Annotated in this window: 14 protein-coding genes; 1 reads left to right on the top strand and 13 read right to left on the bottom strand. The window is 48.9% G+C overall.

Going from position 1 to position 19670, the window contains the following annotated elements; translation table 11 throughout:
* Positions 1-27: 27 nt before the first annotated feature.
* From ACM6JA_RS01865 to asd, 6 genes are all read right to left on the bottom strand, one after another.
* Positions 28-1680, bottom strand: coding sequence for a YcdB/YcdC domain-containing protein (locus ACM6JA_RS01865; RefSeq protein ID WP_414850916.1), 1653 nt, complete (start codon positions 1678-1680; stop codon positions 28-30).
* Positions 1681-1699: 19 nt separating this feature from the next.
* The gene (locus ACM6JA_RS01860; protein WP_414850915.1) at positions 1700-3334 is read right to left on the bottom strand and encodes a hypothetical protein; all 1635 of its coding nucleotides are present in this window, start codon (positions 3332-3334) and stop codon (positions 1700-1702) included.
* A gap of 133 nt (positions 3335-3467) precedes the next feature.
* Positions 3468-4904, bottom strand: a complete 1437-nt coding sequence (gene gatB, locus ACM6JA_RS01855; RefSeq protein ID WP_414850914.1) for an Asp-tRNA(Asn)/Glu-tRNA(Gln) amidotransferase subunit GatB — start codon at positions 4902-4904, stop codon at positions 3468-3470.
* A gap of 4 nt (positions 4905-4908) precedes the next feature.
* On the bottom strand, positions 4909-6381 hold the full coding sequence (gene gatA, locus ACM6JA_RS01850; RefSeq protein WP_007717543.1) for an Asp-tRNA(Asn)/Glu-tRNA(Gln) amidotransferase subunit GatA: 1473 nt from the start codon (positions 6379-6381) through the stop codon (positions 4909-4911).
* A 32-nt stretch (positions 6382-6413) separates the two neighbouring features.
* Positions 6414-6704, bottom strand: coding sequence for an Asp-tRNA(Asn)/Glu-tRNA(Gln) amidotransferase subunit GatC (gene gatC / locus ACM6JA_RS01845; RefSeq protein WP_007717539.1), 291 nt, complete (start codon positions 6702-6704; stop codon positions 6414-6416).
* 726 nt (positions 6705-7430) lie between these two features.
* Positions 7431-8276: an archaetidylserine decarboxylase gene (gene asd / locus ACM6JA_RS01840; protein ID WP_414850923.1), complete on the bottom strand. Its 846-nt coding sequence runs from the start codon at positions 8274-8276 to the stop codon at positions 7431-7433.
* Between the two features lie 156 nt (positions 8277-8432).
* Between asd and ACM6JA_RS01835 the strand changes: the two genes are divergently transcribed.
* Positions 8433-9353, top strand: a complete 921-nt coding sequence (locus tag ACM6JA_RS01835; protein ID WP_414850913.1) for a diguanylate cyclase domain-containing protein — start codon at positions 8433-8435, stop codon at positions 9351-9353.
* Here the strand turns inward: ACM6JA_RS01835 and ACM6JA_RS01830 are convergent, their stop codons facing one another.
* The 7 genes from ACM6JA_RS01830 to ACM6JA_RS01800 all read right to left on the bottom strand — a co-directional run bounded on the left by ACM6JA_RS01830 (position 9354) and on the right by ACM6JA_RS01800 (position 19598).
* Positions 9354-10157 (bottom strand): MraY family glycosyltransferase, encoded by an 804-nt coding sequence (locus ACM6JA_RS01830; protein ID WP_414850922.1) that lies wholly within the window; start codon positions 10155-10157, stop codon positions 9354-9356.
* Positions 10158-10414: 257 nt separating this feature from the next.
* Positions 10415-11962, bottom strand: coding sequence for an L-glutamate gamma-semialdehyde dehydrogenase (gene pruA, locus ACM6JA_RS01825; RefSeq protein ID WP_414850912.1), 1548 nt, complete (start codon positions 11960-11962; stop codon positions 10415-10417).
* Positions 11963-12236: 274 nt separating this feature from the next.
* Positions 12237-13304 (bottom strand): CamS family sex pheromone protein, encoded by a 1068-nt coding sequence (locus tag ACM6JA_RS01820; protein ID WP_007717525.1) that lies wholly within the window; start codon positions 13302-13304, stop codon positions 12237-12239.
* A 41-nt stretch (positions 13305-13345) separates the two neighbouring features.
* The gene (locus tag ACM6JA_RS01815) at positions 13346-14272 is read right to left on the bottom strand and encodes a WD40/YVTN/BNR-like repeat-containing protein (RefSeq protein WP_414850911.1); all 927 of its coding nucleotides are present in this window, start codon (positions 14270-14272) and stop codon (positions 13346-13348) included.
* Between the two features lie 20 nt (positions 14273-14292).
* The gene (ligA, locus tag ACM6JA_RS01810; protein ID WP_414850910.1) at positions 14293-16308 is read right to left on the bottom strand and encodes an NAD-dependent DNA ligase LigA; all 2016 of its coding nucleotides are present in this window, start codon (positions 16306-16308) and stop codon (positions 14293-14295) included.
* A 42-nt stretch (positions 16309-16350) separates the two neighbouring features.
* Entirely contained in the window at positions 16351-18696 is a 2346-nt protein-coding gene (pcrA, locus tag ACM6JA_RS01805; RefSeq protein WP_414850909.1) for a DNA helicase PcrA, read from the bottom strand.
* Between the two features lie 101 nt (positions 18697-18797).
* A complete protein-coding gene (locus ACM6JA_RS01800) occupies positions 18798-19598 on the bottom strand; it encodes a VanW family protein (RefSeq protein WP_414850908.1) in 801 nt (266 codons plus the stop codon).
* Between the last annotated feature and the right edge of the window lie 72 nt (positions 19599-19670).

Raw genomic sequence — 19670 nt, 5'->3', positions numbered from 1 at the left:
AACAAGCTGCGTTCTTTTTTATGCGGATTATTCCTCGTATTCGTCCCATTCAAGTGTGCCATTTACGGCATCTAGGTAAGGCCAGCCCTTGCTCTTGTCAACCGTATAGACAAGGGTGAGAAAAGGAGCTTGTTTTCCTTTGTAGGTTGGCCAGAAGTAGGACAGCTTTACAGGGAGATTTTTTGCTACGATTTCAGCAGCTTGTTGCTCCGTTACAGATGGCTTCAGGATGGGAAGAGTACCCTCTTTTTCCGGCAAATTCACAATGATAGTCAATACTTGTCCACTCTCTATATCGACCACCATCCAATAGTAACGGTTGAACACAGGCAAACCATCGTGCAGTTCATGAAACAGGAAGGTATACGTTCCTGTGTCCTCCTCCTCTTCTCCCTCTCCTTCATTCAACTCGATCATCCAATCGGCCAATTTCGGCTGTTTATATGGATCAAATATCTCAACCTGCCATTCAGTAGAGGATTTAGCTACATATGGCTCGATGACGGAAATTGCTTTTTTCAAGGCTTCTTCTTTCGATAAGGGAACAGGCAAGCTTTTTGTTTCCATCGAAATATTCGCACCAGTGACCTCTCCCGTAGAAGCATCCACCGAAATGGATACTTCTTCATGCCCAAACTCATCGCTCCAGGAATGTATGAACTCACCATCAACTTCTCCTGTGTTGTATTCTGTGAACATCACCTTCGTATCTACGTCAAACAGGCTCGCCACGACTTTTTCTCCATCTGCCCTGCTTTTGACAATAAGCGGCTCTCCTTTTGACGATAGCGTAAGCTTCTTCAGATTGGCAGGATTTCTTTTTCCATCCCCCGCAATCTCTGTTCCCTGAATGAAGTCAATCTGCTTTCCTGTCACGGCATCGATGTAAAGGGAATTCATCCATACGTATTGCATGCCCGGCTTGGCATCTTTCCCTTCCAGCACATAGCCGAAATCAAGACGCTCAGGAGTGAAATACTGCTTTTTGACAGCTTCTGGTGTCAGTGCCGTTTTCGGATCTGGGACCTTGGTCTCTTTCAAATCAAGTAGCTCAGTGGATACACCCAAGATATGACCAGCATAATCCGTCGTCACGTATATGCCCGTCCTATTCCCCAATATCTCCAGCCCATTTAGTACAACTGGATAATAAATGGTACGGTATATTGCTAAGGGATCAGTCAATTCTTCAGGGTCTACCTCTTCAACAGCTTTGGATAATTGAGGAGAGCCTGCTTGTTTTCTTTTGTCTGCCCCTAATAACTCAAGCACTGCTTTTTCTGCCCGTTGCAAAATAACCTCGTCTGTCGCAATTTCCCCTTGCTTCCAAATATACAGACTAGCGTTGTACGTGAACAACTCCCCTGTTTTGCTGTCAAAGACAACAGTGGCACCCATCTCATTGGATTCGGGACTTTCCAGATAGAGGTTCAACAGTTTTTCATCCATCTCACTTTTCACAATCGTTCGTTTCGTCAATGCTTTCAATGCAGGCTCCAGCTTTTCTAAAGCAGCTACGATTTGAGTGGCCCGCTCCGGGAGCTTTTCCTCGCTTTTTGTTGCAGATGCAATGTGGCTAGGATGGATTTCAGGACTTGCAGCCAAGGCTGTTCCACTTGTTCCTGGCAGCATCATTGCTATTGTCAATGCGATTGCTGTTCGTTTTCCATTTCGTTTCATTAAATCCCCTCCTTCTTTCTTAATCCTCTATCTCGTCCCACGTAAACGATCCGTTTACGGCATCTACGGTTGGCCAACCTTCGTTGGTATCGAGTTTGTAGGCAAGAATCGGAGCATCATGATCACTGGATGTCGGCCAAATGTAAGTCAGCTTTACCGGTACGTTTTTGGCGAAAATTTCAGCAACCTGCTGGTCTGTTACGGATGGTTTGAGCACAGGATATTTGCGATCCTCTGCGGGAACTGAGGCGAGGAACTCTGCGACTTGTCCTTTCATTGGATCAATAACTACTCCATAGGAATACTCCATGACTGGTATACCGTTTTGTTTCTCAAAAAATAAAAAGCCATACTGCTCGATAGATTTCTTTTCTTCTGACTCTTGCTTGTTATCCTTATTCGATAGAATCTTCATAGCCAGTGGATCTTCTGGTTTGATCTGTTCGTACATTTCGACTTGCCATTCGGCTGTTTTAGCATAAGGCTCCAAGAAAGCAATCGCTTTTTGTAACGACTGTTCTTTGGTGAGCGGAGCAGGAAGATTTGGGATATGCGTCCAAAATAGATAACCGCCAATCTCTCCTGTCATTTTGTCCTCCACTACCGAAGCGTAATTCACTTCAACATAGTTCGCCCAATAATGATTGATTAGGCCGTCCTGCTCCTCCTTTCGATAGGTCGAATACGTCTTCTTCGTATCAATTCCAAACAAACGCTCTAAAATTTGTGTATCCGTTGCATTTTTCTCAATGAATGGCTTTGCTTGGGGCTTCAAGGAAATATTTTTCAGATCGGCAGCTTTTAGCTTGCCCTCCCCGTTTTCTTCCCCCCATCCATCAACGATCTGCTTGCCTGTCAGTGCATCAAATATTGGAGATGTTCTTAGCTTATACGCTAATCCAGGCTTGCCTTCACTACCTTCACTGCCTTCCCATACATAACCATGCTGGATTCGTTCAGGTGTAAAAATCTGCTTCTGGATCGCCTCTTTTGCGACAGCATTTTTCGGGTCAGCAACCTGAACTCCCTTCAAATCGAGCGGTTCAAACGAGACCCCGATTAAATGACCGGCGAAATCCATGTCTACATCTATTCCAAAACGCGTTCCTTCTATTTCCAGACCGTTCAACAGAATCGGATAATAGACATTTCGGAATTCAATTGACTCTTCCTCATCATCCACGAATGTTGACAATTGTGGGGCATCCGTCATGCTCCGCTTCTTCGACCCAAGCAACTCCTCAACGGCTTTATCGGCTTTTTTCAAAATGGCCTCATCTGTTGCTTTTTCTTTCTGATCCCAGATGATGGTGGCAGCCTCGAAACCAACCATCTCACCGCTATTGCGATCAAAAAGGATATACGCATCCTCGTGTATGTTGTCTGGATGATGCATAGTCAAGACCACTTGATTTTCATCTTGCTCGGAAATGAAGACTTCCCGCACCGTCAAAGTTTTCAAAGCAGGCTCCAGCTTCTCCAGCGCAGCGACAATCTCTACCGCACGAGTAGGCAGCTTGACTTGTTCTTCAGATGGGTTTTCAGCATTTTTCAAGATCATTTCGGGACTTACAGCAAATGCCTGGGCACCTGTACCCAGCAGCATGGTTGTCACTGCAAAAGCAGCCGTCGCACTTTTCCAATTATGTGTCATGAACATTTCTCCTAATCAATTATGATGATAGCTACGCATTCTATCTTACTTTTTTTCCACTATTTAGCATAGATAGCCGTACAAAAAAACAGCACTCTCCCCTTACAGAGAAAGTGCTGTCGTATGTTTTGCCCTACAGGCTGTTCAATACTTCCTGAATCAACTTGTTTACCATTCCCGGGTTTGCCTTACCTTTGGTTTGCTTCATGACCTGACCAACAAAGAAAGCAGCTGCTTTTTCGTTTCCGGCCTTGAAGTCTGCCACGGCTTGCGGGTTGGAATTGACCGCATCGACGACGACTTGACGCAGAGCGCCTTCATCGCTGATTTGGACGAGTCCTTTTTCTTCGACGATCTGCTTCGGCTCTTTGCCGGTCTCGACCATCTCTTTGAAGACGGTTTTGGCGATTTTGGAGGAAATGGTTCCGTCCTCAATCAGCTTGATCATCTCACCCAAGCCTTTTGGTGTCATTTTCACATCAACAAACACCAGATTGTTGGCGTTGAGGTGAGCCAACAGGTCAACCATCAGCCAGTTCGCTACGGACTTCGGTTCTGCTCCTGTTTTCACAGTCTCATCAAAGAAATCAGCCGTCTCCTTGGAGATCGTAATGACTCCGGCATCATCCCGAGACAAGCCAAACTCGTTCACATAGCGTGCCTGACGAGCATCTGGCAGCTCTGGAATGGTTGCGCGAACCGCTTCAATCCACTCCTCGGAAATCTGCATGCGAACCAGATCCGGGTCTGGGAAGTAACGATAGTCGTGCGCTTCTTCTTTCGAACGCATCGTCAACGTCTTCTTGTTCGCTTCATCCCAACGGCGTGTTTCCTGAACGACCTTGCCACCGGAAGAAACTACCTCCGTCTGACGCAGTACCTCGTACTCCAAGCCCATTTGCACGTTGCGGAAGGAGTTCATGTTTTTCAGCTCGGCCTTGGTTCCGAATTCTTCTTGACCATACGGGCGGATGGAAACGTTAGCGTCGCAACGCAGGGAGCCTTGTTCCATGCGAACGTCAGATACTTCCGTGTACTGAATGATCGCTTTCAGCTTTTCCAGATACGCACGTGCTTCTTCCGGTGTGCGGATGTCTGGCTCAGAAACGATCTCCACGAGCGGTACCCCGACGCGGTTGAAGTCTACGAGAGACTCTCCGCCAAAATCGCTGTGCGTCAGCTTCCCCGCATCCTCTTCTAGATGCAGACGAGTGATCCCAATGCGCTTCGTCTCACCGTTTACCTCAATGTCGATCCAGCCATTGTAGCCGATCGGCTGGTCAAACTGCGAGATTTGGTACGCTTTTGGCGAGTCTGGATAAAAATAGTTCTTGCGGTCGAACTTGGTCTCGCGGGAAATCTCGCAGTTGAGGGCGAGTGCCGCTTTCATCGCGAATTCTACCGCTTGCTTGTTCGTTACAGGCAGTACACCTGGATGTCCCAAGCAGATCGGGCATGTATGTGTATTCGGCGGTGCACCAAATTCAGTCGGGCAGCCGCAAAAGATTTTACTGTTGGTCGATAGCTCGGCGTGAACCTCCAAGCCAATGACGGTTTCGTACTTGCTCATGCTCTTACCCCCTCACCCATTCCGGTTTGCGACCGTAGAAGCCTGCGGTTTGCTCATACGCATGGGCTACGCGCAATACGGTGGATTCGTCAAATGCACGACCTACGATCTGCAAACCGATCGGCAGACCGTTTTTGGAGAATCCGCACGGCACGCTGATTGCTGGCAGTCCAGCCAGGTTTACAGGAACGGTACAAATATCTTCCAGATACATTTTCACCGGATCATCTACGTTTTCGCCTACTTTGAAAGCCGTAGAAGGCGTCGTTGGGTGCAGGATGACATCGTAGTCAGCAAAAATGCTGTTGAAGTCCTGAATGATCAGGGTACGTACCTGCTGCGCCTTTTTGTAGTAAGCATCGTAATAACCAGACGAGAGCGCGTAGGTTCCGAGCATGATGCGGCGCTTCACTTCTGGGCCAAATCCTTGACTACGGGATTCCTTGTACAGCTCGATCAGGTTTGCCGCATTGTCTGCACGCACACCATAACGTACGCCGTCAAAACGAGCCAGGTTGGAAGAAGCTTCAGACGAAGACAAGAGGTAGTAAGCTGGCACTGCATATTCCGTGTGCGGCATGGAAACCTCGCTCCATGTAGCACCCATGCTCTCCAACTGCTTCAATGCTGCCAGAACAGCATCGCGAACCTCAGGGTCAATCCCTTCTCCGATCAACTCTTTCGGTACTCCGATACGCAGTCCTTTTACATCTCCAGTCAATGCGGACAAGTAATCCGGTACGTCCACATTGGCAGAGGTAGAGTCGAATTCATCATGTCCCGCAATCGCTTGCAGCACGTAGGCGGAATCCTCAACGTTTTTCGTCACAGGTCCGATCTGATCCAGCGAGGACGCGAACGCAACCAGCCCGAAACGGGATACGCGTCCATATGTAGGCTTCAAGCCGACAACGCCACAAAAAGCAGCAGGCTGACGGATGGAGCCACCTGTATCAGAGCCAAGTGTAAAGTAAAAATGACGGGCAGCCATTGCCGCTGCAGAGCCACCGGAAGAGCCTCCCGGAACGTAGTCGGTGTTCCACGGGTTTTTCGCTGGGAAAAAGCCGGAATTTTCGTTGGAGCCGCCCATCGCAAACTCGTCCATGTTCAGCTTCGCAACGATGACCGCATCGGCATCCTTCACCTTTTTGGAAACAGTCCCGTCATGGACAGGATCGTAGTTCACCAAAAATTTGCTCGCGCAAGTCGTGCGAACGTCTTTTGTAACCAGGTTGTCCTTCAATCCGGCAGGCAAGCCGTAGAGAAGACCCAGCTCCTCATTTCCCTTGACCAGACGCTCGTCCAATTGACGGGCATGAGCCAAGGCTCCCTCTTCATCTACATGCAGGACGGATTTGATTTCTCCGTCATGCTCCTTGATGCTAGCGATGGAAGCCTGCACCAGATCCGTTACCGAAATCTCTTTTGCGCGCAGGGCGCTATGTATCTCAGACAATCGCTTGTCAAACAGCGACACAGTGGGTTCCTCCCTTCTCGTTATCCAGTGGGTTATTCGAATACAGCCGGTACTTTAAACTGTCCGTCTTCGTGATCCGGTGCGTTTTTCAGCACGTCCTCACGCGGCAGGGACGGTCTGTTTACGTCTTCGCGCATCACGTTTTTCACGTCTGTAGCGTGGCTGGTTGGCTCAATATTGGACGTATCGAGCTCATTCAGCTTGGCTGCAAAATCAAGAATCGCATTCAGGTCTTTCGTATATCGCTCCGCTTCTTCCTCAGTGAGTTGCAAGCGGGCCAAATTAGCTACGTGTTCTACTTCTTTGCGAGTAATGGCACTCATTCTTTCCACCTCCGAATCGTATCACATAACTTTGATCTTACTTGAAAAGAGCAGGTTCAGTCAATTTTCACAGGGATTTCCCCAGGGAAAACAAATAATGTTCTCGACCAAAAAAAGTTGATCGATTATTCGCTAATAAAAACTTTGTCTCGCTGTTGTGGTGGGGAGGAAACAGGAGAAAACGCTCAGCTTCTAGGTCCACCCGCTGTGGGATTGACTGCCCGTCTCCATGAAAAAAAGCGAAACCCGCGTCCAAAGTCGTCCATTCAGGGGGTATCTCAGAGGTGGACGCTAAGGGCTTGTTTCTCTTTTTTTCATTGCGCCTCGGTCGATGTCCCTAAGATCTTCGCTTATTTCTCCTGTTTCCTCTACGAGCTTTCCGTGTTTACCGATCTTTTAACGACTTAAAAGATTGAAGAATGTAAGAAGTAACGCTAGAGAAGAATATTTCCAGACGTAGCGACTTGTGGAGTCCTACCGAGCGGAGAAGGGATTAGCGGGAAATAGAAACGCAACGTGCCCGAGCTACGAAGCGGCTACCACTTTTGCGTTTCCCCGCTAAGCCCTTCGGAGCGTGCAGTCCATGTTTCCCCGCGGGACGGAGCACTGAGCCTAGACTGGAAATATTCTTCTCCCCACCACAGCCACATCTACTAGAAAACTTCATCTCCTAAGAAAAAATAAGCCCAGGGCATTTGCCCTGGACTGTGCGTCTTCTATCTCTTGCTATTCCGCCTTCTTATTCGCCAAGGCCTGCCCCATCAAGAGAGACTTCCCTTTTTCAACGCCTGTTGCCCATTCGAGCTCGTTGGACTCCAATAACAAAATGACGGTGGATCCAAATTCGAACCAGCCCAGCTCCGAACCTTTTTCATAACGAGGTGTCCCAGCAATCTTCTCGTGGGTTTGGCGACCGTGCTTGATATTCGTCGTAGCTGTGTTGTAGCAGACCTTCACGCTGCCTACAAACAAGGCTCCTACTTTAACCATGGCCATATCGCCCAGGCTATCTGTTTTGATGTGAGTTACCAAGCGTTCATTGCGGGCAAACAAACGGTCTACGTTTTCAATCCCGAGCTGGTTGACTGGATAGAGTCTGCCAGGTAAATAGCAGTAACAGCTCAAATCGCCCGTTACCGGCATATGAATCCGGTGATAGTCCCTTGGACTCAAATAAATTGTGATAAATTTACCACCGTAGTAACGCTTGGCCTCTTCCTCCGAACCGCCCAACAGCTCAGTCACACTGAAATCTTTTCCCTTTGCTTGAATCAAGGTACCTTCGCAAATATCCCCCAACTGCGAAACAGTTCCATCTACCGGGCTGACGATGGTATCTGGGCCAGGTGCAATCGGTCTCGCTGCGGGCTTCAGGCGTCGGGAAAAAAACTCCTTCAGCGTGCGGTATTCCGAAGCCGGCTTTTCTATGATCGACGTATCAATCTGATAGTGCTTTATGTATCGTTGAATGGCTAATCGACTAAAGGGAGTAGCGGTAATTTTGCCCATAGTCCTTGACATCGCGTTTTGTGGCAAGCGATGAATGAGACCTGGGAGCAGCTTTTTGCCCATAAGAAATGCTCCTTCGTAAAACAACAATACCCTTACTTTACCACTTCCGCTAACAGCCAGTAAACCCCGCACTATTACCAGAGGTTCATCATTTTCATCGACGGTCTTGCTATACTATAATCATTCCAAGAAGCCACTTATCAGGAGATATCGGTTATGGTGAAGAAGCTCGATATTACTACACTTATCAGTCAACATGGTGATATCCTAACCTGTCTATTCGATCATATGTCGGACATGTTCTTTCTCATGGCTGTCGAACAAGATGCGGACGGGGAGTATCAGTTTCGCTATGTCTTGATGAATCCATCCGCTATGCACGTTGGCCAATTGTGCGAGGAAGCATACGGAAAAACGTTTGAGGATGTGTATCCTCATGAAAAAGCCAGCTTATTACAACACATGTACACACAAGCAGTAGAAAGCGGGAGTCCGATCCACTTTACAGCAAATGGTGACATCATTGGCGAATCCATTCTTTCTCCTGTCTACGATAGTAATGGCGTATGCACGCATGTCTTTTCCATTACCCGCGATGTTACCGAGCGCACAAACCTGGAGTCACAGCTGGCCTATATGGCGTATCATGATGTGCTCACAGGATTGCCGAACAGACGCCTACTCTCCGAAAAGCTCCAGCAAGCTCTTCGTGCAGCCCAATCAAAAGAGGAGATGGTCGCTGCCCTCTATCTGGACTGTGACCGCTTTAAAGAAATCAACGATACATGGGGTCATGACACCGGAGATTTGTTTTTGCAAATGCTGGCTACACGCCTCAAGTCATCCGTTCGAGATGGAGATATCGTCGCACGTCTGGGTGGAGACGAGTTTGTCATCGTCCTGACCGGCATTCACTCCGAACGTCAGGTTGAAAAAATTGCGAACCGTATCCTGCTTGCGACTCAAGAGCCGTGGATGATCGAGGACCGGGCCATACCGTTTTCGACGAGCATAGGCATTGCCCTCTACCCGGCATCTGCAAGCGAAGCCGAACAACTGTTGAGCAATGCAGACAAAGCACTTTATCAAGCCAAAAATACAGGGCGCAATCGTTTCTTTTTCTTTGACCCCATTTGATTATTGACTGTAAAACAAAAACACTGCTAAGACGGAGAACAGCAAACTCACCACATACAGAATGATGACCGTCTGCTTCGTAGACAACCCCCGGGACATGAGCCGATGATGAACATGTCGACGATCCGCTTGGTACATGGGGGAGCCTGCCAAAAGCCGACTAATCATGACCTGTACAGTGTCTATGATGGGCAAGCCTACTGCCAGCACAGTCACGACTAATGAAATGAGCGTAGCCCCTTTCATCGTTCCTTCCAACGAAATCACGCCGAGAGCGAATCCCAAAAACATCGATCCCGCATCACCCATAAAAATTTTCGCAGGATAGAAATTAAAACGTAGAAAAGCGAGTGCAGCACCTGCCAGTGCAACTGCCAATAATGCCGTTAATTCTTGACCCTTGAGCATCGACAAAAAGAATAAGGTCACCGCTGAGATCACGGTAGCACCTGCAGCGAGTCCGTCCACCCCATCCAAAAAATTCACCATATTGATTAAGCCGACGATCCACAGCACGGTCATCAGCAGGGAAACCAGGATTGGAAATGAGACATACATCCCTTCCTCTCCCCCCAGCCACATGAAATTGATTCCCCGAAAGCGAATATCCATGAGGAATGTCAGCGTCGCTACCAATAACTGCACCATCAGCTTTGGCATTGCTGGAAATTCTCTTTTCTTCGACTTGTACGTATCGTCTACCCATCCAATGGCCACCAACATAGCCCCTCCAACTGCCAAAACTGCAACGGTTTTTTGCGCCCCTGCAAAAAAAGTTGACACCAACAAGAGACCAACGAACATGGCCAAACCACCAGATAATGGGATCGGTCTGCTGTGTTCCTTTCTCCCCTTTGGCATATCCAGCAGCTTTGTTTTCCAAGCCAGCCAATTTGCTACTGGCATTAACAAATACACAACAAAAAACGAGGAGAGTCCTGACACGATATAAGTAAACAGTTACCCTCACCTGCTTTGCCCTTCATTTTGTCTTTAGTGTGGACAAAATGGGAACAAAAAAGCCGCCCCTGTAAAAGAGGCGGCCTTTTTTATTGCGAAGCTTACAGTTTCTCAGAAACCATTTTTGCTTGTGTGAAGAGCAAGAGGTAGTCTGGTCCACCCGCTTTGGAGTCTGTACCGGACATGTTGAAGCCTCCGAATGGATGTACACCTACCAAAGCGCCTGTGCACTTGCGGTTGAAGTACAGGTTACCTACGTGGAACTCTTCGCGAGCGCGCTCCAAGTTCTCACGGTTGCGGCTGATGACAGCGCCAGTCAAACCGTACTCAGTGTTGTTCGCAATTTCCATTGCATGATCGAAATCATTGGCTTTCGCGAACGCTACCACTGGACCGAAGATTTCTTCTTGCATGATGCGAGCTTGTGGATCTACATCTGCAAATACAGTTGGCATGATGAAGTAGCCGGATTCTGGACCTTTTTCGCCACCTGCAACCAGTTTGCCTTCTGCTTTACCAATCTCGATGTACTCGAGGATTTTGTTGTAAGCTTTCTCGTCAACCACAGGACCTGTGTAGAATTCGTTAGTTCTGATGTCGCCCACAGTCAGTTGTTTGGTCAGCTCTACTACGCGACCCAGTACTTGGTCGTACACGTCTTGGTGAACGATAGCACGGGAGCAAGCGGAACATTTTTGACCGGAGAAGCCGAATGCAGAAGCCACGATAGACTGTGCAGCCAACTCGATGTCGCAGTCGTTGTCAACCACGATGGAGTCTTTACCGCCCATTTCGGCAACCAGACGCTTCATCCATTTTTGACCTGGACGATGTTTCGCAGCCAGTTCGTTGATACGCAGACCTACGTCACGGGAACCAGTGAAGCTGATGAAACGAGTCAGGTTGTGCTCTACGAGGTAATCTCCGATTTGGCTACCGGAACCTGGTACAAAGTTCACAACACCAGCTGGTACACCAGCGTCTTCGAGGATTTCCATGAATTTCGCAGCGATAACTGGAGTCGTAGAAGCAGGCTTCAATACGACAGTGTTACCCGCTACGAGAGCAGCTGTCGTCATACCAACCATGATCGCCAACGGGAAGTTCCAAGGCGGGATAACGATACCTACGCCGAGTGGAACGTAGTACAATTCGTTGTCCTCATCAGGGATACGAGGCAGGTCATGGCGCTGGGACAGCTTATCCATTTGACGACCATAGTATTCCATGAAGTCGATTGCTTCTGCTGTGTCAGCATCAGCCTCTGCCCAGCTTTTTCCTGCTTCTTTTACGAGCCAAGCAGAGAACTCATGCTTGCGGCGACGCAGGATTGCTGATGCTTTATACAGATAGCGGGAACGTGCTTGTGCAGGCACCTTTTTCCAAGTTTCGAAAGTGCTAGCAGCTGTTTGGATCGCTTTCTCAGCCAGTGCTTGATCAGCCTGGGAAACAACGCCCACTACTTGTTCTTTATTAGAAGGGTTGAAGGAGTTGGATTTCTTTTCAGTTGTGATGCGTTCTCCGCCGATGATAAGCGGATACTCACGGCCAAGCTCACTTTCTACCTTAGCGAGCGCTTCTTCAAATGCCTTTTTATTTTCTGGCAGACTAAAATTGGTAAACGCCTCGTTTTTGAATTCCACTTGCATCTGTGACGCCTCCTTATCGATATCTTCCATGTTCGGATCACTCATAAAACATATGCAAGGATCATACCAACAAAACAATTAAAAGCTCGACTCTATTAGTGTTTGCATTTTTGCAGAAAAATCACCGACAAGATTCAAGAAGTATTTCGAACACTTCTGTACACACACCGTTCAACTTTTCACACATTTGTTCAACCTACTATCTTTTGTGTACAAAAAAACACCCGACCTCCTCACCTTCTCAGGCGATCATTCGGGTGTTTTATGCTTTTCCTTATTGTCTGTAAATATGCATATACGGTTCTCCACTTGTCGGTCGAATGTAGAGCGACAATGGTTTGTTCATCGACTGTACGTATAGGTTGACGTGAACGCTTTTGTCGAAGAGCTGATTAATGCTTCCTGCTGCAAATTGCGTAAACTGCAAAACCTCTGTTCTGGAGTCATACTCTGCCGTGGCCGTGATCGTAATTTCCGTGAGCCTGCCGTCCATGAACCGTCCCAGACCCGTCATCCCGATATATTCAGGGAAATAGCCCTTGGATTGGCGCATGAGCTTGTCGTACTGCAACGACTGCTCTGGGTATTTCTGCTCAACCTCTGGACTCGGGAACAGAAAATACTCCTCTTCGATCGGCAGCCACTTGGATATCGTTGCTTCATTCGCCCCTACTGTTCCTGACATGATGAAGTGCCCCGGCACCAGAGTAGAATTCACCTCCGGTACTTGATACATCAAAACCAGGATCGGAACTTCCGGACTGGTGCCACGTACAGATTGCACGATACGTGCTGCAACCTGCTGGCCTTTTGCTTGCAGTTCTTGTGTCGTGTACACCTTGTCCTGACCGGTTGCATCCTGATAGTTCGGCGAAAGCGACAAGCCCAGCACCATGCCAGCCAAGCTCTTATCCTTTTTGTTCAGGTAATCATGCTCCAACACGTGCACGAGAATTCCGTTTTTCTTTTTCCCGTTTGCCCCAGCCGTCTTTTCCTGTGCGATCCACTGGGTGACTTGCTCCTTCTTGATCACTTGACCTTCTTGGAAATAATAATCGGATGTCGGGAATGTCTCCCGAGCAAACTCCATCAGGCCTAATTCAAGGTGACTGAAATCGATGCGATATTTCGTATCAGCAAGCATTCCTCGTGTCTGGTTTGGCTGGTACGGGGTAATGCTGCCGTAGTAATCCTCGGATACTTCCACTACCTCCGACAAGGACGGTGTAGTAGGCTCAGGAGCTTTGTCCTTGCCCCCAGGTATCAACGAGCAGCCAGTCAATGCCATCACAAGAAGTACAGCTGTCAAGAACCTGCATCCTGTCAAAAACTTCACTTTCATAGATTACTCCTTTTCGTATCCAAAAGTGGGCGATGTACAAATCATTCGTTCCACTTGATCCATCGATTGCCTTCGAGCTTGTAGATCAATGCCGATTCGCCAATTCCCACCCATTTTGTATCCTCGCCACCTGAAGCAATGACAATCAGCTTTTCTGGTGAGCGAGCATCAAGCAAACGCCATTCGCCCTTGGTTTTCTCATAGATACCTTTTTCGGTTGCGACAGCGAGAGTGCCAGTTCGTCTGTTAATGGCGAGCGAATAGATCTGCTGTGCTCCGGGAATCTCCTCTGTCTTCCACTGCCCCTCTTCATTATAGAGCAAGCTGAATTGGGCCGCTACATAGAGTCGGTCTTGTTCAGGATCAAAGTCCATGGCAAATACTTCCTGATCCATCGGCTGCCACAGGCTCCAAGATTGGGCCTCGTCCGTCGATTGATAAATGCCTTCACCCGAGACAAAGGCAAACAGACGTACTTCGTCTCCTTGTCGACTCCCCACAAAGCTGTTGATATTCGCAGGCTCTGGCAACCCCTTGTTGACAGAAGCCCACTTTTTACCGCCATCTGACGAATGAAGAACCCCCTCAATCCCGCCGACAAATATTTGCTTCGGATCATCCGGGTCCACAAACCAACCTTCAATCGTATAATCCTCTAAATCTGTCGAGAGAGATCCCCACGATCCACCCCCAACCGAGCTATACAGCCCCGAATTGGTACCCACCCATATTTGCTTAGCATCATCTGTCATCATCAGATTGTGAATGGTTGCTCCCTGCTCCAATACGTCCTGATAGGTCAAGTTCCCTTGTAGAGCAGCAGCTGTAACTGTTGGAGGATTCGTATTGGGTTGTTCACTGCCAGTACTGCTGTTACTTCCACAGCCAACCAATTGCAGCATGGCTATTGCACCGATTCCCCATTTCAGGAAGCTATTCATGCTCTTCACGTCCCTTCCCTTACTCATCCGTTGTCGCCACCGTTTTCTTAGGCGTTGCTCTCCAATACTTGCAGGAAGCCTGCTTCGTCCATAACAGCCACGCCTAGTTTTTCTGCCTTCTCCAGCTTGGAGCCGGCTTTTTCGCCTGCAATCACCAGGTCTGTCTTCTTGCTGACGCTGCCTGTTACCTTGCCACCCAAGCGCGCAATCGCTTCCTCTGCTTCTTGTCGCGACATTTGCGTCAAGGTGCCGGTCAAAACGATTGTTTTTCCTGAGAATGGGAGGTCTGCGCCACTTTCAATGCGGATTCCTTTGTACTCCATATTCACTCCAGCCGCTCGCAGTCTCTCAATAACTGCCTGAGCCTGCGGCTGTGCGAAGTAGTTCACGAGACTCGCAGCCATTTTCGGCCCGATCTCATCGATTTGCGTAATCTCTTCTTCGGATGCCTGCATAATGGCATCGATATTGCCAAAATGCTCCGCGAGAACACGTGCCGCCTTGGCTCCGACCAAGCGAATACCAAGACCAAACAAGACGCGCTCTAGCGAGTTCTCCTTGCTCGCTTCAACAGCCGCGAGCAAATTATCTACGGACTTTTCACCCATGCGCTCCATGCCCAGTAGAACATCGCGCTGCTGGTGCAAATAATACAGGTCAGCGACACTGTGGATAATACCGTCATGATAGAGCTGGGCCACAACCTTTTCTCCCAAGCCGTCAATGTTCATGGCCGTACGGGACACGAAATGAATCATGCCTTCACGGATTAGGGCCGGACACATTGGATTGATGCAGCGCAGAGCCACTTCTTCCTCCAAGCGTACCAGCTCACTCCCACATTCGGGGCAATGCGTTGGCATGGCAAACGGTACTTCATTTCCAGTACGACGCTCAGGCAAGACTGCGATAATCTCCGGGATAATGTCCCCTGCTTTTTTGACGACAACATGATCGCCGATAAGGAGACCTTTTTCCCGAATAATATCTTCGTTGTGCAAGGAAGCACGCTTTACGGTCGTACCTGCCAGACTGACTGGCTTCAATAAAGCAGTCGGGGTAACATTCCCAGTACGCCCCACAGATACTTCAATACCTTCGAGAATCGTAACCGCTTCTTCGGCAGGGAACTTGTATGCGGTGGCCCAACGCGGACTTTTCGCAGTAAATCCGAGCTCCTCCTGCTGAGCGTAGCTGTCGACCTTGATCACCATGCCATCGATTTCATAAGGCAAATGAGGACGCTTTTCTGTCCAGCCCGCAATAAAAGCGAGCAGTTCATCGACGTCGTCAAATACACGTCGCTCCTGATTCACCATGAAGCCGAGCGTCTCTAGCAAATCAAGCCCTTCACTGTGGGATTCTACTGTCTCCCCTTGCAAATCTCCAATGCCGTAAATAAACGTATCCAGTTGACGGGATGCGGCAATCTTCGGATCGAGCTGTCGCAGCGAGCCCGCTGCGGAATTGCGCGGATTGGCAAATAACGCTTCTCCACGCTCCTCGCGCTCTTTGTTCAGCTTTTCAAATGCTCCTTTGGACATGTAAGCTTCACCGCGAACCTCAAGGGTTACCGGCTTCGTCAGCCGCAAAGGTATGGAACGAATCGTTTTCAGGTTTTGTGTGATGTCTTCGCCTGTTGTTCCGTCTCCACGGGTAGCCCCGCGGACGAACAGCCCATTTTCATAATGAAGCGACACGGCCAGACCATCAATTTTCAGTTCAGCTACATAGCGAACAGCCTGACTGCCAACGGCCTGACGCACCCGGCGGTCAAAATCCCTGATGTCCTCCTCATTAAAGGCATTGCCGAGACTGAGCATCGGTGTCTTATGAACGACCTTTTCAAAGAAGGGCAGCGGTTCTCCCCCTACACGCAAGGAAGGAGAGTCCGGTGACTGCAAATCAGGGAAGCTCGTTTCAAGCTCCTTTAGCTCCCGCATCAATTGATCGTATTCCTGGTCAGAAATCTCAGGTCGATCCTCTTCATGGTAAAGACGATTATGCCGCTCAATTCGTTTCGCTAATTCTTTAATTTTTGTTTCCGCCGTCAATCGATCCATTTCGTTCATCCTTTACTTTTGCGATTGGCCTGTATTTGCACACTATCCTTTTTGAATAGGGGCGAACTTCGCTAATAGCTTTTTAATGCCAGTCGGGCTTGGGAAAGCAATGTCGAGCTCCATGTCGTCGCCTGTTCCTTTTACTTTGACGACCGTACCGTTGCCCCATTTACCATGCGCCACTCTGTCGCCAACCTTCCAATCAACGCTTGCTCCTTGACCATGTCCCGGCAGTTTTTCACCCGCCGGACGAGTAAACGTAGCAGGTGTGCTGCTTGGGGTTCTCTGACCCATGCCAATTTTCGGAGCAGAGCCTGCTTGTGAAGAGGACGCTCCAAACGGTCTCGCTCCCGTGTCACGTCCGAATGCACTGCTATCACGCTGTCCAAATGCACTGCTGCGTCCACCGCCAAAGCTTCGGTCCGCTGTCGCTGGATTTCCTTCCAACAGCTCAGCTGGAATTTCTTGCAGGAAGCGAGACGGCGCATTCACATTGGTCCGTCCAAACAACGTCCGCATACGGGCACATGTCATGTACAGACGTTCCTCTGCCCGTGTAATTCCTACATAAGCCAGTCGGCGCTCTTCCTCCATCTCGGCATCGTCAAACAAAGAGCGGCTATGCGGGAAGACACCTTCCTCGCAACCAACCAGGAACACGACAGGGAACTCCAGCCCTTTGGCGCTGTGCAGGGTCATTAATACAACCTGCCCCTCTGCTGATACTTCCTCCTGGGCACCATCATCTCCCAAGGAATCGATGTCTGCCACCAGCGCGAGGTCCGTCAGGAAGGCTAGCAAGCTCTTGTCTTCATTTTTGCGCTCGAACTCCTGGGTTACAGACAGGAACTCCTCGATATTCTCCAGACGAGCCTGTGCTTCCAGTGTCTTTTCTTCTTTTAAAGAATCACGGTATCCAGAGCGCTTCAGCACTTCTTCCACCAGCTCAGTCACACTCAAGTAATCGGTCATTTGCATTAAATTCGAGATGAGATCATTAAAGGACAGGATCGCATTCGTCGTGCGTGAAGGCAGTCCCATGTAAGCCGTCTCCTGAATCGCTTGGAAAAGGGACTGACCATTTGCGTTCGCATACGCTTGTAGCTTATCTACCGTCGTATCCCCGATATTACGCTTCGGTACGTTGATGATGCGCTGCAAGCTGATATCGTCATCCGGATTGGAGATGAGACGCAAATAAGCCAAGATGTCCTTGATCTCTTTGCGATCGTAGAACTTGGTTCCGCCGACGATGGTGTACGGCATGTTCGATTTGATGAAAACTTCCTCGACCACGCGAGACTGTGCATTCGTCCGATACAGGATCGCGAATTTGTCGTAGCTCTTGTACTGTGCCATCTGCTTGCGAATCGTATCGACGATAAAATACGCCTCGTCGTGCTCGGAATCACCCTGGAAGCACATGATCTTGTCGCCGCCCGGATTCTCTGTCCAGAGCTTCTTTTCTTTGCGCAGCTTGTTGTTGGCAATAACCTGGTTCGCCGCCTGCAAAATCGTTTTGGTAGAGCGATAGTTTTGCTCGAGCTTAATAAGCTTCGCTTCGGGATAGTCTTTTTCAAAGTTTAAAATGATCGAGATGTCGGCACCGCGCCATTTATAAATACTTTGGTCAGCATCCCCCACGCAGCATACATTTCGAGACTTGTCTGCCAGCATAGAAATTAAAAGGTATTGCGCCCGGTTTGTATCCTGATACTCGTCAACGTGTATGTAACGGAATTTCTTTTGATAAAACTCCAATACTTCCGGCACTTCTTTAAACAGACGAACTGTCGTCATGATCAGATCGTCGAAGTCCAGCGATTGGTTGTTTCTCAGCTTTTTCTGATAAGCCGTGTAAACCTTGGCTGCCACTTGTGCAAACGGATCGCCTGCAAGACGCGTATAGGTTTCTGGATCGGTCAGCTCGTTTTTCGCTCCGCTGATCGCTGCCAAAATCGAACGCGGCTCATACTGCTTCGGATCGATATTCAATTCTTTTAAACATTGCTTGACGACAGACAACTGGTCACCGGCATCCAAAATGGAAAAGCTGCGATTGATGCCGAGTCGGTCGATATCCCTGCGCAAAATCCGCACACACAAGGAGTGAAACGTCGACAGCCATGCATCCTGCGCTGCCGCTCCGCCAATAATGGCAGCCACACGGTTTTGCATCTCCCGCGCTGCTTTGTTGGTGAAGGTAATCGCCAAAATGCTCCAAGGCGCTACCTGTTTGGCACTGATCAGGTATGCGATTCGCTGTGTCAGTACTTTGGTCTTGCCGCTACCCGCACCGGCCAAAATCAAGACGGGGCCTTCTGTTGTAAGGACTGCTTCCCGCTGCTCCGGGTTCAGGCCTGCTGTGATACGATCTGCAAAAGACATATGTATAAATCCACCTTTCCACGTTCCCTAGACGAAAGCATATGTTCCTATTTTCGCACAGATCGCAGTGGAGTTCCAGTTCGTATCCGGAACAGGAAACATCATCCTTTCGGCAGCAATGGCTCGTACATCAAATAAGCCCGATTCTGCGTCAGCCATTCTTGCTCCACCCATTCTCCTGCAAGCATGTAAACATCACGATACAATTCATTTTTCCGTTCATACCCTCCCCAAATCGAAGGATGAATCTCATGTTCTTTCTCGATAATGACATACGTCCGTGTCGGTGGCATGTCTGAACGCCATTCCCCTACCAAATGTGTATCGGTCAAGTAGACATGCAGTTGAAAGGGCTGACTCGTACGGTTAGCGATTTGCAAATCCAGATAGTTATAGAAACAAGTCGCTCCACTTCCGAACGGCTGTGTCCGATTCGAATCGGGAAAAACATCGTAGCTATGACGATGTCGTTCCGTCACTGTCAATGGCGTATGCAGGGTCATCCAGTACAACAGATTCGAGAGCTGACAAAGCCCTCCGCCAACTCCAGCTGTAACGTGTCCCTGTGAGAGCAGCATGCCCTCTACATAGCCTTTGCTACGGGTCGGCTTGCCAATCTGCTTCCAGTACGAAAAGGTTTCCCCAGGATGGATGAGCAATCCGTTCAGTCGTGCAATCGCCAGACGCAAATTGATCACTTTGTTGTACTGCATCCACATTTCCACGTTCTGCAATGGGCGTAACAAAATCGTTTGATGAGAATAATGGACATAACGCAACAAATCGCTTCTTTTCTCATGAGCGAATCTCGTTTGACCAAATGTCCATTGTACATACCTTTTCCAACGAAAATATGCCATGCCTGCAGCCAGACGCCACTTTCCCCGTGCGATCGGTTTCATTGTGCACCCCGACTTCCTGATTATTACAATAGACGCAGGAATTTGGGATGAAGTTGCGGTCGAATACGGAAG

This window comes from Brevibacillus sp. IT-7CA2, assembly GCF_949767855.1.
GTDB lineage: Bacteria > Bacillota > Bacilli > Brevibacillales > Brevibacillaceae > Brevibacillus.
This window is presented reverse-complemented; position numbering and strand designations above follow the sequence as displayed.

Coding starts and splice junctions, on each gene's coding strand:
- ACM6JA_RS01860 (WP_414850915.1), bottom strand. CDS start 3,334: ATGACACATAATTGGAAAAGTGCGACGGCTGCTTTTGCAGTGACAACC.
- asd (WP_414850923.1), bottom strand. CDS start 8,276: ATGGGCAAAAAGCTGCTCCCAGGTCTCATTCATCGCTTGCCACAAAAC.
- ligA (WP_414850910.1), bottom strand. CDS start 16,308: ATGGATCGATTGACGGCGGAAACAAAAATTAAAGAATTAGCGAAACGA.
- ACM6JA_RS01820 (WP_007717525.1), bottom strand. CDS start 13,304: ATGAAAGTGAAGTTTTTGACAGGATGCAGGTTCTTGACAGCTGTACTT.
- gatB (WP_414850914.1), bottom strand. CDS start 4,904: ATGAGCAAGTACGAAACCGTCATTGGCTTGGAGGTTCACGCCGAGCTA.
- pcrA (WP_414850909.1), bottom strand. CDS start 18,696: ATGTCTTTTGCAGATCGTATCACAGCAGGCCTGAACCCGGAGCAGCGG.
- ACM6JA_RS01865 (WP_414850916.1), bottom strand. CDS start 1,680: ATGAAACGAAATGGAAAACGAACAGCAATCGCATTGACAATAGCAATG.
- ACM6JA_RS01830 (WP_414850922.1), bottom strand. CDS start 10,157: ATGTTCGTTGGTCTCTTGTTGGTGTCAACTTTTTTTGCAGGGGCGCAA.
- pruA (WP_414850912.1), bottom strand. CDS start 11,962: ATGCAAGTGGAATTCAAAAACGAGGCGTTTACCAATTTTAGTCTGCCA.
- ACM6JA_RS01835 (WP_414850913.1), top strand. CDS start 8,433: ATGGTGAAGAAGCTCGATATTACTACACTTATCAGTCAACATGGTGAT.
- ACM6JA_RS01815 (WP_414850911.1), bottom strand. CDS start 14,272: ATGAGTAAGGGAAGGGACGTGAAGAGCATGAATAGCTTCCTGAAATGG.
- gatC (WP_007717539.1), bottom strand. CDS start 6,704: ATGAGTGCCATTACTCGCAAAGAAGTAGAACACGTAGCTAATTTGGCC.
- ACM6JA_RS01800 (WP_414850908.1), bottom strand. CDS start 19,598: ATGAAACCGATCGCACGGGGAAAGTGGCGTCTGGCTGCAGGCATGGCA.